Source organism: Allobosea sp. CCNWLY174, assembly GCF_037120455.1.
Taxonomy (GTDB): domain Bacteria; phylum Pseudomonadota; class Alphaproteobacteria; order Rhizobiales; family Beijerinckiaceae; genus Allobosea; species Allobosea lupini.
This window is the reverse complement of sequence record NZ_JBBBBQ010000011.1, coordinates 42,916-55,598: the sequence shown is the minus strand read 5'-3', so window position 1 is coordinate 55,598 and position 12,683 is coordinate 42,916. Positions and strand designations below refer to the sequence as shown.

The following is a 12,683-nucleotide window of genomic DNA, read 5'->3' as shown; positions in this document are numbered from 1 at the left end:
TCACGAAAACAGCAGGACCGATAGCTTGCGACGACCGGCAACGCTGTGCTCGTCCATCGGCCCCCAGGCCTCGAACAATTGCAGCAGTTGCTTGCGCGCGCCGTCATCGTTCCATGTGCGGTCGGCCTTGATGATCGCGATCAGATGGTCGACCGCCTCCTCGCGCTTGTCGCGCGCATTCAGCGCCAAGGCGAGATCGAAGCGGGCCTGATGGTCCTTGGGGTTGGCCGCGACCTTGGCCTCGAGCTCGGCGGTATCGCCGAGCGAGGCGGCCTGCTCGGCGAGCTCGACCGCGGCCCGGACCGCCGCCACCGCCGGATCCTGCCCCTTCGCCTCCGGCACCATGGCGAGGAAGCCCTTGGCCCCCTCGATATCGCCGGCGTCGAGATGCAGGCGCGCCATGCCGGCGATCGCCGCGATGTTCTCCGGTTCAGCCGCCAGCACCTCGGCATAGAGCTCGCTTGCGCCCGCCGCGTCGCCCGCCTCCAAAGCCTCCGCCGCAGCCGCCAGAACCTCCTCGATCGGCCCGGGCCCCATCGGCCCCACGAGCTTCTCGATGAAGGCTTTCACCTGGCTCTCCGGCTGCGCGCCCATGAAGCCGTCGATCGGCTGGCCGCGCTGGAAGGCGATCACCGCCGGAATCGACTGGATGCCGAGCTGGCCTGCGATCGCCGGGTGCTCGTCGATGTTCATCTTGACCAGCTTGACCTTGCCGCCGGCCTCGTTGACCACCTTCTCGATCACCGGGGTCAATTGCTTGCACGGGCCGCACCAGGGCGCCCAGAAGTCGACCAGCACCGGCTGGTTCATCGATTCGGCGATGACGTCCTGGCGGAAGCCTTGCGTCGTCGTGTCCTTGATCAGCCCCTTGGCCGGGGCCGCATCGCCATTGACCAGCATGGCTTGTCCTTCACCTAGCACTCTGTCGACGTGGAAATCGAAAAACCGGATGCCCGCATGGCGGGCCACCCCATAGATGGGTGGCTTCAGCCGTTCTGTCCATCGTCCGGCGGTGTCGGAAGGTCAATGATCATCGGCTCGTGCCCGACCGCACGCAGGAAGGCGAGCATGTCGTCTCTGGAGATGCCGAGCGTCGCAGTGTTGACCAGAGGATGGAAATTCAGGCGCTCGCCATCCATCAGCGCCGCATCGAGCACCATGGTAACGTCTCCGGCGCGATCGTTGACGACGGCGAAGGCGGTGACTGATCCGGGCGTCACCCCGAGCGTCTCCATCAGCAGCTCGGCAGAGCCGAAGGACAGCCGCCCGCTGGCGCCGAGCCGCTCGTGCAGCCGCTTCAGGTCGATCCGCGTGCTCTCCAGCGCCGAGACCAGGAAGAGCCTGCCCTTCTTGTCCTTCAGGAACAGGTTCTTGGTGTGATGGCCGGGAACCTTGCCGCGCAGTTCCTTCGATTCGGCGACGGTGAAGACCGCGACATGGTCGATGCGCTCGGTCTTGATGCCGAGCTCATCGAGCTTGGCGATGAGAGCGTCGGGAGTGAGAGGCGTGGGCATGCTCGGCCGGTCAGGACAGGGAAGCTGCGCGATGCCTAAGGCCGCCAGCCGGCGCAGGCAAGCGATGCCAGGCGTGAAACAGGTCAGATGCCCCTTCGCATCGCCCCGCGCGGCATAGAGCGACGCGACATCGCTCGCGTCGAGATGGCGCCCGACTCGCCCAGGATAACAGCTGCTTTTCCATCATATCGCTAGCGGATCGACAGAGCTGAAGGCGCATCCAGCGCTTGTCCGCGTTATGGCACTGCTTCTTCGGCGGTTTTGCGGGCCTGTCACGCGACCATCAGAAAATTGCAACAAGGCGCTTGCGCTTCTCGTCCCGTTGGGCAATAAACCGGCCGCGCCGCCAACACGGCGCGACTGTCTCGGATGCGGGTGTAGCTCAGGGGTAGAGCACAACCTTGCCAAGGTTGGGGTCGAGGGTTCGAATCCCTTCGCCCGCTCCAGACAATCTCAAAGTTTGAGAGGCACGTAAGCGTCGGGTTTCCCGGCGCTTTTTGCTTTTTGAGCCTGTGGGATTTGCGACGATTTCCGAAGGGCTCAGGAAGCCCGTGGTTACCTCGCGGTTACAAGTCCGAACCGGAGCCGCGCAGAGTCTCTCACACCGCTCCCGCTAACCCTCACTGTTTGAAGCAATTTTCCCGATGCCAATGCAGGCAATGCGGATGCAGGCGGTCATGGGCTCGCAGCGGCGGTAGTGCTCGACCTGTCGCGCAATTGAAACAATGAGGTACGTCCGGCATCCGCCAGCAGCGGCAGGACTGAAGATGAAGCTCCGCGGCGTTGCTCGATGAACCAAACGAGGCACATAGACTACCCTGTGAGTGGCTTTACACTGCGTACGAGTTTCCGAGCAGCCTCCTAGGAGCGGGCCAAGAGGCCTCCGATAGCTGAACATTCGCCGTCGATACACATGGAGATCCGCACCCGTGGTCAGCCTGGGGAAAAAGGGGGCTCTGGTCGGTCTGGATGCCGGTTAACCTTGCGTGTTGTATCGGCCTGTTACAATAAATGAGCCTTCTAAGGCGAGGGGGCGAAGGTATGGCTGATTCGTTGATCGGGCTTTCATCTGGCGACAGTCTAAAATCGGTCGCCTTACTTCGTGCGAAGTCGGTCGACGAACAGACGATTAGCGGGACGTCGGCTGCGAGCCTAGCGCTGAAATTGGCTGGCGAAGAAGCTGATGGCTGGCGCATACTGAAGCGGAACAAGCGTTCTATTCGGCTGGGGCGAGACAAGCCGTTCGATCGCCAGCTTGAGGACGATGTTTGGTCTCTGCTCTACAAAATGGGATTTTCGGAACTCAACGCCGATCGCAATTTCTGCGTCCAACTCAATGATAAGGCCCCGGCACGGCAACTGGATGTTTTCGCGAAGGATGACGAGACAGTTTTCATCGTCGAATGCACGCATTCCCGAGAGACCGGCTCAAAGTCGGTGAAGGCGCTGCTCGACAAGATCGCGGCAATCCGTGAGGACGTGATCAAGGCTGTTCACAGCCACTATGGCCGGGATCCGAAGTTGAAGGTGAAGTTCGCCATTGCGACTCGCAATATCGATTGGCGTGCCGCGGACAAAGCGCGGGCTGAGGCTGCGGGCGTCCCGATCATAACGGAAGACGATCTTGCTTACTTCAACCGCCTCACCGACATTCTCAAGACGGCTGCACGCTATCAGTTCCTCGGCCGTTACTTCAAGGGCGAGAAAGTAGAGGGACTTCGCACCAAGGTGCCGGCTACACGCGGGCGGGTGGGGAAGACAACCTTCTACAACTTTCTAATCTCACCGCATGATCTCCTTCGGATCGCCTACATCAGCCACATGGCGAAGGCGTCGAATGAAGACCTGGACACCTACCAGCGCATGGTGAAGCCCACTCGCCTCAAGGCCCTAGGCAAGTATATCGACGATGGAGGGACATTTCCTACCAATATTGTTGTCAATATCAAGCTTGCAAGTTTGAATTTTGATATTACTGAGAGCTTTGGAGACACGGCAACGGGAACGTTAAGCCTGCCGGGTCAATATGGCTCTGCGTGGATCATCGATGGACAACACCGTCTATACGGCTATGCCTATGCCCGGCGGGATGCGAAGGAAGATCGCTCGGTCGTATCCGTCCTCGCTTACGAAAACATGGCGATCCGCGACGAGATCCAGATGTTCGTCGACATTAACACTCAGCAAGTGAAAGTTTCCAGAAACCTCGTGAACGAGATCGTATCCAGCCTGGATATCGACCATGAAGATCCTAGGCGTCGTCTTGAGGCGTTGTGCGCCCGCGTTTCGCTTCGGCTGGACAGCCTCGGGGTATCTCCGTTCAAAGATCGCATCCTCACCGTTGCACAGGACAAGGACCACGTCCGATGCCTGACCCTGACCTCCCTGGCTGATGGTATTGCTGAGAATAACCTTCTCGGGACCATTCACAAGGTTGGTAAGGGCGCGACCATCGCCTTACAGCCCGGACCGTTAGCCGAAGTCAGTGCAACACCCCTTCTCACCTTGGATAAGGCAAGCGAGACCCTGGCCGCCTATTTCAATCTCTTCTCCGTAGCGCTTCCGGAGCATTGGGCTCTGGGGGACGCGAAAGGCGGGTACCTCTGTACGAATCTCGGCCTTCGCGCCCTGATGCAGCTCCTCAGGAAGCTCATTCAATTTGTGGAGCGCGATGGAACACGAACCGTCAACCTGGAACCCGCCGAAATCGTTGAACGGGTTGCGCCGCTGGTCGCGCCGATCATCGAGTATTTCCGGCGGGCCGACCCAGCCGACGTTGCCCGGTTCCGGAACCGCGGCAGCTCGCTGGTCAGTGTCAGCCAAAACTGCCTGCAGTTAATGGCGATCATCTACGAAGCGATGCCCAGCTTCGATTTGAAAGAGGTTCGGGAGTACCTTGAGAGTCAAGATGCTGAAGGGACTAAGCGAGCCAAGGATATGATTGATGAGATCAACCGCATCCTTTTTGACGACGTCCTGGCGACGCTCAAAGCAAAATACGGCGAAGCGAAGGACGCATGGTGGGTGCAGGGTGTTCCAAAGACCGTGAGAAACGATTGTGATCGCAATTACAATGAAAACAACGGCGAGCACGAGCGCTGGCGCTACCTATTCTTTGTGAACTATGCTGACATCGTATTGTACGGCGACAACTGGGAAAACTTCAAGGAATACTACAATTTTTATGGAAAGGGCGCGAAAGCAACGCTGGTCCGGTGGATTGGAAAGGTCAACAAGGCCAGGACGGTAACCCACCACGCTGAGAAGGGGCCGCTGTCAAAGGACCAAGTCGCTTTTGTCGCCCGGGTCCACGAGCTTGTGAAGACCCACATCGCGGGCAAGGTACCGGTGGATCCGAAGCAGCGCTATCTCTCGGACGAATCTGCGGCAGCATTGGAAGCTGCCGCCTGATCATTTGATGGCTTGAACTTGCAGCGAAGGCCTGCCAGAAATGCAGCGAAGCGCTGCAATTTTGGTTGGGGAGTCGCTGTTATCGCACCGATTGTTGTCTCCTGTTTGAAGGGGTTCTCGGCGCATCGCCCTGTGCTGCTCGGCTTCGCCTCGGCGAACCTGCTTTACGCGCATAGCTTCGCCGACATCCTGAACGAGGACACCGGGGAAGGCTATCAGCGTCCCTTTAATGCCCGCCATAGCCAAGACTTTCGTCGCTACATCAAGCAGGACGGCAGCTCGACGATACCGCTGACGCTAAATCTGCGCCCTCCCAGTGAGGGTCGCTGGGCAGTGAGAGACGCCGGCCTTGCGGCCGAGCTTGTGATCGAGCCCGGTGCGGGAAAGGTCATGGCGCAAGTTGACTGCCAGCATCGGCTTGGCCATCTGGCTGATCTGCCGACCGTCCTGCCGTTCATGTGTTTCCTCGGTCTTTCCCGACGTGAGGAAATGGAGGTGTTCAGCATCATCAACAGCAAGGCGAAGGGCCTGAGCCGTAGCCTGCTGGACTATCATGAAGCTCAGTTCGCGGGTGACCTGGCGGCCGAGCGGCCGGAACTCTTCATCGCGCTCCACCTCAACAATTCGGAAGCCTCGCCATGGCGAAGGCGGCTCAATCTCGGCGGAAACACGACCTCGGGCCTGAAGCGAATCGCGTCGTTACGCATGATGCAGCAGGCAGCGCATGATTTCGTACGAGCGACCCGCATCCTCAAGGACATGTCCGTCGAAGCGGCAACCCTGACCGTCGAAAGATTTTGGCAGGCTGTCGCCGAGACGCTTCCCGATGCCTGGGCCGATCCTCGCCGGCATGTGCTCACCAAGGGCATCGGCGTCTACGCGCTCACACGGATCGCCTCGGACATCTACCTGGAAAGCCGGGAGGCGCGATGTGCCTGCGACAGCAGAGTCTTTGCTGCCGCGCTCTCGGAATTTGTGGACCGGATTGATTGGGCGAACGATGGCTCATTGAGGGGTTACGGCGGGCAAGGCGGCGTTAAAGCCGCAGTAGAATACATCCGGGAGGTTCGCCGCCGGGCAAAATACAAGGTGGTCAGTGGCTAACAAGAACATCCTGTTGATCGAGCCGGGCTACAAGAACAAGTACCCTCCCTTAGGCTTGATGAAAATCGCTCAGTATCATGGGCCGCGTGGCAAGCGAGATCGCGTGCGCTTCATCAAGGGTGAAGATCGCGCAGTCCTGTCTGAAGCATGGGATCGGATCTATGTTACCACCCTGTTCTCGTTCGAATATCCCAAGATTGCCCAGACGATTGACTTCGCCTTGGAAGTCGCCAACGGCCAAGCCGACAAGGTGTTCGTCGGAGGAATCGCGGCATCCCTCATGCACAGCCGGTTTCTGACCGAACGCCGCTGGCATGGTGTTCGATTCATCAAGGGCCTTCTGTCCCAACCGCCCGCTGCCGCATTGCAGCTAGACGAATTTTCCGAAGAATTGTACGCCGACGACAACTACGGTCAACCTATCGAGGATCTAGTTCCAGACTACGATATCCTTGATCAGGTACCGTATAAGTACTCTGTCCGGGACGCATATTTCGCCTACACCTCTCGAGGCTGCATCCGAAAGTGCCATTTCTGTGGAGTTCCGAAGCTCGAGGGAGCTCAACGCGATACTGAATCGCTCACCGACCTCGTCCGTTCCATCGAGGATTTGTACGGTCCCAAGAAGGATCTGATCTTGATGGATAACAATGTGGTCGCCTCGCCGCGATTCAAGGAAATCATCGCCGAGATCAGGGATCTTGGGTTCACACCGGGAGCAAAGCTGCTCCGTCCAGGATCGCGGGTACCGGTGCAGCGGCGGGTAGACTTCAATCAGGGTGTCGATGCCAGGATTCTCTGCAAGGATCCGATGTACCTGCGTGAGCTCGCCACGATATGCCTTAAGCCGCTCCGGATCGCGTTTGACCATTTGGGCGTCAAGAAGCCGTATGAACAAGCTGTGCGCTACGCGGCCGAGTACGGTCTCACCGAACTGTCGAACTATATGCTGTATAATTTCCACGATGGTCCCCAGGACTTGTTCGAGCGTATGCGTTTGAACGTGACCCTGAACGAGGAGCTTGGCGTCAGAATTTGGTCATTCCCGATGCGCTATCAGCCGACCGACCGTCCAGACCGCGGGCATGTCGGTGAAAAGTGGTCACGTTACCAGCTTCGGTCGATGCAAATCATCCTTCAAGCCACCCACGGAATCGTCAGTGGGGAGCCGACGTTCTTCAAGCGGGCATACGGCGACACGTTCGCCGACTACGAACGCATCCTCTTGTTGCCGCACGACTTCATCTTCAACCGCGATTGGTACGAACGCTTTGACCCTCAACAACGCCTCGATGCCTATCGCGCAGAGTTCGCGCGGCTAGATGCAACTGAGCGCAGCGAACTCATCGAACTCCTTTCGTCGTGTGATCCGCGAGAGTTCCCGCTTCTTGCGGAGCGGGCGACTACCGCACCCCTGAAGCGTGTCCTCGGCTTCTACGTCCCTCTACCAAAAGAGGAGTTGTTCGCTATCTGGGCGAAGCAGAAGGAGCTGACACGAGGCGAAGTGACTGCCGACATGGGCCTCGCCGAAGACGAGCGCGTCGAAGACGCCGGCCTCGATCATGATGATGAGTCTGCACTCCCGACGTCGACTCGCAGGTCCAAAGCGCGCGAGAGGGTCGCAGCATGAGCATTGTCAGCGCGGCAAAAACCCGCTCGCTCCTTTCGAGTCGGGAGCCGGACGGGGCCGAATCTCACGAGATCCACGATATCGTTGTCGGCAAAGACGTACTCGAGCTCGTGTCGAGTGCGATGTACGTAGACCCAATGACAGTTTACCGCGAGTACATTCAAAACGCAGCTGACGCGATCGACGCTGCGCGCGCCGAAGGAATTCTGAACCCGGAAGAGGCTGGACGCGTCGACATCTCAGTCACCCCTGAAACACGAACAGTTCGGATCCGGGACAACGGTGCCGGCATCGCGTTTCCGGAATTCGGACGCCGGCTAACTGCGCTAGGCGGTAGTGCAAAGCGCGGCACGACGGCACGGGGGTTCAGAGGCGTTGGCCGCTTGGCCGGCTTGGGCTACGCGCAGGAACTGATATTCCGCTCCCGCGTCGCTGGTGAGGAGAAAGTCTCTCAGCTTCGATGGGACTGCCGGCGATTGAAGGCTGCACTTCGCGAGGCGGACGCGGATGCTGGCGTCGCAGACCTTATTCGGAGCGTGATTCAGCTTGAGCGGATCGACATGCCGGATGCCCCGGCCCGCTTCTTCGAAGTGGAGTTGAAGGGCATGGTGCGGCTCCGAAACGATCGGCTCATGAGCCCGTCCGCGATTGAGGACTATCTCAGCCAAGTGGCACCCGTGCCGTTTTCACCGTCATTCCGTTTTGCGGACGAAATCACGGACGCCTTGCGAGACGTCGTCGATCTCGGCTCCTTGGAGATTTGGGTTGAGGGTTCTGATGCGCCCATCTACCGACCCTACCGCGACCGCTTCTCCTTCGACGACAAGCCGGATATCTCCTTCGACGAGTTAGACCTCATCAAAATTCCCGGGATCGACGGCGATCTGGCCGCCATCGCATGGGTTGTGCACCACGACTACGAGGGCGCGCTGCCGACCGCCACCCTCGCAAAAGGCCTGAGGCTCCGGTCTGGGAATGTGCAGGTAGGGGACCATACCCTCCTTGAGGAATTGTTCCCCGAGCCGCGCTTTAATGTGTGGTCGGTTGGCGAAGTCCACGTTATCGACAAGCGGATCGTGCCTAATGGACGTCGCGATCACTTCGAGCAGAACGCGCACTATAACAATTTGACCAATCAATTGGCTCCCACTGCGCGCGACATCGCACGCCGGTGTCGAACCAGTTCAGTTCGGCGCAAATGGCAGCGGGAATTTGAGCTTCAAGCCGAGTCTGTCGCGGGCACGATCGAGGTTATCGCCCAAGGGGGCGTCGGCAAGTCGGAGCGGGAGCGACTAGCGCTGGTGGCAGAACAAGGGCTCATGCAGCTGTCGAAAATCGACGGTATGGAGATATTGGCTGAGACATGCTCGGCAAGGAGCGGCCTAGTAGGCGAATTAAAATCGAAGTTGAGCCTGATAATGAAGGACGAAGGCACCGTCTCTTCGCCACTCATGCGCTTATCGGAGACCGAACGAAAGACATACGAAAGTTTTTTTGAGCTAATATATCAATGTTCGGTCAATCGCGTGGCCGCTAAGGCCCTGATCGACCGGATCATGATGCGGCTAGGCTGACTCTGGGGGAGTGGTACGTGACAAGTGCTAATACTCTTCACCGGGCGAAGCCGCCGTCTTGATTCAATCCGGCTCTTCATCCGGCGGCTAGCAACGGGCAAACCCTACAAATTAAGTAGCACCCGCCCTGAGGCTGCCACCTGAATGGCCTACTGCAATTCGTTCTTGATGCGGACCCACTCGGCCTTAAGCAGGCGGCGAGCGATTGCTACCATCTCCGCCTCATGAAGTTCGCGGGCGGTGGCCGTGTCACTCGATTCAACCGCATCCATGACTTTCAGCAGGGCGATGGTGTCGGACTCGTCAGGATTGAGGAGGATTTCAATCTTTGTACGCAACGCGGCAAGCTTCCTGGCATCGTCCGGCGAAAGATGGCCGTGGTCCGGCCGCGCAATAAGTATCGCGTGATGTTCGCTGAGCGCGTCGATCACTTTGTCAATCCACTTTTGACGCGAGTCGGCAATCTTATGGCGGCCAGCATTTTTGGCATTCATTAGGGCGGCATCGGCAGACAGCAAAGCTGCCTTGGATTGCCGATGGCCAACATAGAGTTGAATCCCGGCTACCGTCGCGGCGGCGATGGCCGCTCCTGTCGCAGCAAAGGCCGATATAGTCTGAGCGTCCACTGCTATCCCTTCACTTGGTCCTGTAGAGCTTTTTCTATGTTGGCAATCTTACGGTCGAGATACCACCGGGCCTTCTTCAGGTCCTCTAATGCGTTACCTTTCTTCCCCGATCGGGAAACGTATTTTACAACGTTGCCAAGATGAAAACATAAACTCCATGCCTCGACTACCTTGATGGCCTCAAAAGGATCGTCGGCCCCACCATAATGGGGAGGATGGTCGACCGATTCGCTCACCTCTTCAGCCTCCTGACTTTCGGGGTCGCCCGCCGTCTTTGCTCAGGGATCTCTGTCACTTTTATTGACCAGTCCGGAATGCCTAGCAATAGAGCGTACATAATCTCTCCGATTATGTCGCCGAGATCGAACTCGTGTTCATGCACCTCGGTAGGCCGAATTCTGGACCGGGCCCAAAAATATTCCCTCGTCGCCGTGCCTACAATTGGCCTAGTTCGCGGTCGTCTGCCGTTCGCATCAGCTCGAACGGCTCGGCCTCAATCGCCCGCGCAATCGCAATGTATTCGGCCACGTCGAGCCGCCGCTCCTCGGTTTCATATTTCGACACGAAGGTCTGTCGCCGGCCGATGCGCGCGGCCAGTTCGACCTGCGTGATACCTGCGTCCTTCCGCGCTTGGATGAGCGCCTGGAGCAGGGCTTTGTAGAGTTCGGGTTGGGTTGAAGCCAGAGCCGGCGCCTGATGCGATTGGACCGGCTGTTCAAAGAAACCCGAATTTCGAATACCCCAAAATAGGGTATTCGCGCATGCTGTGCCCCGAAGCGATGATTCGGGGGACGGGGCGTGAAGGAGCAGTACGTCGGCGACGTCAACGACTATCGAAAATATGCCTTGCTGCGGCTGCTCGGCCGTTCGGGCCTGAGGCTCGGCGTTTGCTGGATGCTAACGCCGAACGACGAGCGCAGCGACGGCAACAAACTCGGCTATCTCGACCAGTCCAGACAGGAACGCCATGACCCCGAGCTGTTCGCGCTGCTGCGGCGGGTCCGGAGCGAACCTGACGCACGCCGGCTGATCCGGATCGAAGGCAGCGAAATTCTGCCTGGTGCGGTCTTCGTCAACACGACCGTGCCCGAGCCGCTGTTCGAGCGTCAGCTCTGGTTCAAGCAGGCGAGCGCGGCGCTCGCCGATACCGACCTGATCTTCTTCGATCCCGACAACGGCATCGAGGTGTCGCTGGCCAAGGGTAGGAAGGGCTCTTCGAAGTATGTCTATCACGATGAGCTGGCAGCGACGTATCGAGCTGGCCACTCGCTGCTGGTCTATCAGCACTTCCCGCGCAAGGAGCGCGAGAGCTTCATTCGCAATGTCGCGGACGATCTCCGGCACGTCGCTCCCGATGCCGAAATCTGGGCAGTTCGGACCTCGCATGTCGTGTTCATGCTGGTGATTCAGCCACGACACCGCGCAGCCCTGTCTGCCGCCGCTCACCATATTCGCGAAACTGCCGATCCGAGTTTCCTGCACGCCCAGCTGATTGGGCCTGCAAGCCCATGATTGTGCGCGGATTTCCGGCGTGTTTCCGTGCCGGCTTTTTGCCCGGAGAAAATTATGCACACCAGAATCCTTGGCGCCGTTACCCTTTGCGCGATCGCCCTTGCCGGTTGCCAGACGCCGCAACAGGCCGCCGAAGCCCGCACTAAGCTCGTCTGCTTCCAGGCCGGTTATGGCGAACGGTCTCCGCAACATGAGGAGTGCATGCGGACCATGCTGCCGGTCGCACAGCAGATGGAGATGCAGCGCCGGATGGCCGATGTGAGCGACGGCCTATCTCTAATCGCCGAAGGAACACGGCGGCGCTAAGTCAGCGCTCCGATGATTAACGGCCAGCGCGAACTACGCGCTGGCTATTTAAAAACGATCGAGCCAATTTCTCCATACAATATAATGCTACATTGCGCTCCGAAAGTGGCTTATTACGAATATTAAATTTGGCTAAGACGAAAATTTTTTAATAAGTCCGTCAAGATTTCTACCGGGATAACAATCTACGAAGCCTTTTACGTTCTAAACCAACATGCTGGATGAGCTCCAATTCCTCGCTCGTTAGCAGTTCGTTGCCGCCCTCCTCGTAGCGCGATCTATGCGCGCAGCGTGTCAATTGGCAAAGCTTATCATCGGCATAAATTGCCTCCGCCTTTAAAAGAGCAGCTATCTCCGAAATTGGAAAATTACCACCAAAATCAACAACCCCATTGATTGAATAGCCTCGATAAAAAAGCGCACTCCATGCCATCCTTAGGCAAGTCAACCGTCTTTCATAAAAACTTAATTCGGCGTATGAATGCCTAATTCGACTCATAAGGCTTGGATAAAGAATAGAAGAACTTGTTGTAACATGACAAGTTATAAATATAGCAAAAATTGGATCGTATAGACGATTTAAGCGCTCCAAATCCTGGGCCATGCGTCTGCTATATCGCGCTCTGGTATATGAGATCCCAGTGTCGCTGAGTTTGCATACGAGGAAGATTCCCGAAGCGAGCGCCGCGACTGGAACAGCCCACTTTGCATTGTCAGGAACGCTATCGAAAATTGGTGGCAGAAACCAGATCGCGAGCGCCGATAGTGCAATCCCCAACAAGACCCAAGTCGGCGTTGACTTGAGCGCATCCAATAATTTGTCAGCTGGAACATCCATTCAAGCACCCTCAACGGCCTGCGCCCGTTTAACTCAACTGCACGTGCCGCGTGAGCATAATTTAACGTTTGCCTCACTTGTTAGCCGTAACCTCCTTTTGAAGGACGTCAAAGGCAGTTCTGTTTCGAGCTTCGTGATCTGTAACGCACCGCTTCGGGTAACCTCTAA

General features: G+C 57.9%; 12 protein-coding genes and 1 tRNA gene. 7 read left to right on the top strand and 6 right to left on the bottom strand.

Features of this window, described 5'->3' with window-relative positions; genetic code table 11:
* Positions 1-900 carry a thioredoxin gene (gene trxA / locus V7S63_RS24620; RefSeq protein ID WP_336532163.1) on the bottom strand — a complete coding sequence of 300 codons (900 nt, stop codon included), beginning with the start codon at positions 898-900 and terminating at the stop codon, positions 1-3.
* An 86-nt stretch (positions 901-986) separates the two neighbouring features.
* A complete protein-coding gene (locus V7S63_RS24615) occupies positions 987-1,514 on the bottom strand; it encodes a prolyl-tRNA synthetase associated domain-containing protein (RefSeq protein WP_100962123.1) in 528 nt (175 codons plus the stop codon).
* 371 nt (positions 1,515-1,885) lie between these two features.
* Here V7S63_RS24615 and V7S63_RS24610 point away from each other — a divergent pair.
* The 5 genes from V7S63_RS24610 to V7S63_RS24590 all read left to right on the top strand — a co-directional run bounded on the left by V7S63_RS24610 (position 1,886) and on the right by V7S63_RS24590 (position 9,233).
* A tRNA-Gly gene (locus V7S63_RS24610) sits at positions 1,886-1,960 on the top strand.
* A 595-nt stretch (positions 1,961-2,555) separates the two neighbouring features.
* Positions 2,556-4,925 carry a DGQHR domain-containing protein gene (locus tag V7S63_RS24605; protein WP_336532162.1) on the top strand — a complete coding sequence of 790 codons (2,370 nt, stop codon included), beginning with the start codon at positions 2,556-2,558 and terminating at the stop codon, positions 4,923-4,925.
* 18 nt (positions 4,926-4,943) lie between these two features.
* On the top strand, positions 4,944-6,029 hold the full coding sequence (locus tag V7S63_RS24600) for a DGQHR domain-containing protein (RefSeq protein WP_336532268.1): 1,086 nt from the start codon (positions 4,944-4,946) through the stop codon (positions 6,027-6,029).
* Positions 6,022-7,659 (top strand): radical SAM protein, encoded by a 1,638-nt coding sequence (locus V7S63_RS24595; RefSeq protein WP_336532161.1) that lies wholly within the window; start codon positions 6,022-6,024, stop codon positions 7,657-7,659. The genes V7S63_RS24600 and V7S63_RS24595 overlap by 8 nt, the downstream gene beginning before the upstream one ends.
* Positions 7,656-9,233, top strand: coding sequence for an ATP-binding protein (locus tag V7S63_RS24590; protein ID WP_336532160.1), 1,578 nt, complete (start codon positions 7,656-7,658; stop codon positions 9,231-9,233). The genes V7S63_RS24595 and V7S63_RS24590 overlap by 4 nt, the downstream gene beginning before the upstream one ends.
* Positions 9,234-9,382: 149 nt before the next feature.
* Here the strand turns inward: V7S63_RS24590 and V7S63_RS24585 are convergent, their stop codons facing one another.
* The 3 genes from V7S63_RS24585 to V7S63_RS24575 form a co-directional block, all read right to left on the bottom strand.
* Positions 9,383-9,859 carry a hypothetical protein gene (locus V7S63_RS24585; RefSeq protein WP_336532159.1) on the bottom strand — a complete coding sequence of 159 codons (477 nt, stop codon included), beginning with the start codon at positions 9,857-9,859 and terminating at the stop codon, positions 9,383-9,385.
* A 2-nt stretch (positions 9,860-9,861) separates the two neighbouring features.
* A complete protein-coding gene (locus V7S63_RS24580; protein ID WP_336532158.1) occupies positions 9,862-10,095 on the bottom strand; it encodes a DUF3310 domain-containing protein in 234 nt (77 codons plus the stop codon).
* A gap of 199 nt (positions 10,096-10,294) precedes the next feature.
* A complete protein-coding gene (locus V7S63_RS24575) occupies positions 10,295-10,495 on the bottom strand; it encodes a helix-turn-helix domain-containing protein (protein WP_336532267.1) in 201 nt (66 codons plus the stop codon).
* Positions 10,496-10,705: 210 nt separating this feature from the next.
* Here V7S63_RS24575 and V7S63_RS24570 point away from each other — a divergent pair, with 210 nt between their 5' ends.
* Positions 10,706-11,371: a hypothetical protein gene (locus V7S63_RS24570; protein WP_336532157.1), complete on the top strand. Its 666-nt coding sequence runs from the start codon at positions 10,706-10,708 to the stop codon at positions 11,369-11,371.
* Between the two features lie 54 nt (positions 11,372-11,425).
* Positions 11,426-11,677 carry a hypothetical protein gene (locus V7S63_RS24565; RefSeq protein WP_336532156.1) on the top strand — a complete coding sequence of 84 codons (252 nt, stop codon included), beginning with the start codon at positions 11,426-11,428 and terminating at the stop codon, positions 11,675-11,677.
* A gap of 169 nt (positions 11,678-11,846) precedes the next feature.
* Here the strand turns inward: V7S63_RS24565 and V7S63_RS24560 are convergent, their stop codons facing one another.
* Positions 11,847-12,515: a hypothetical protein gene (locus tag V7S63_RS24560; RefSeq protein WP_336532155.1), complete on the bottom strand. Its 669-nt coding sequence runs from the start codon at positions 12,513-12,515 to the stop codon at positions 11,847-11,849.
* Between the last annotated feature and the right edge of the window lie 168 nt (positions 12,516-12,683).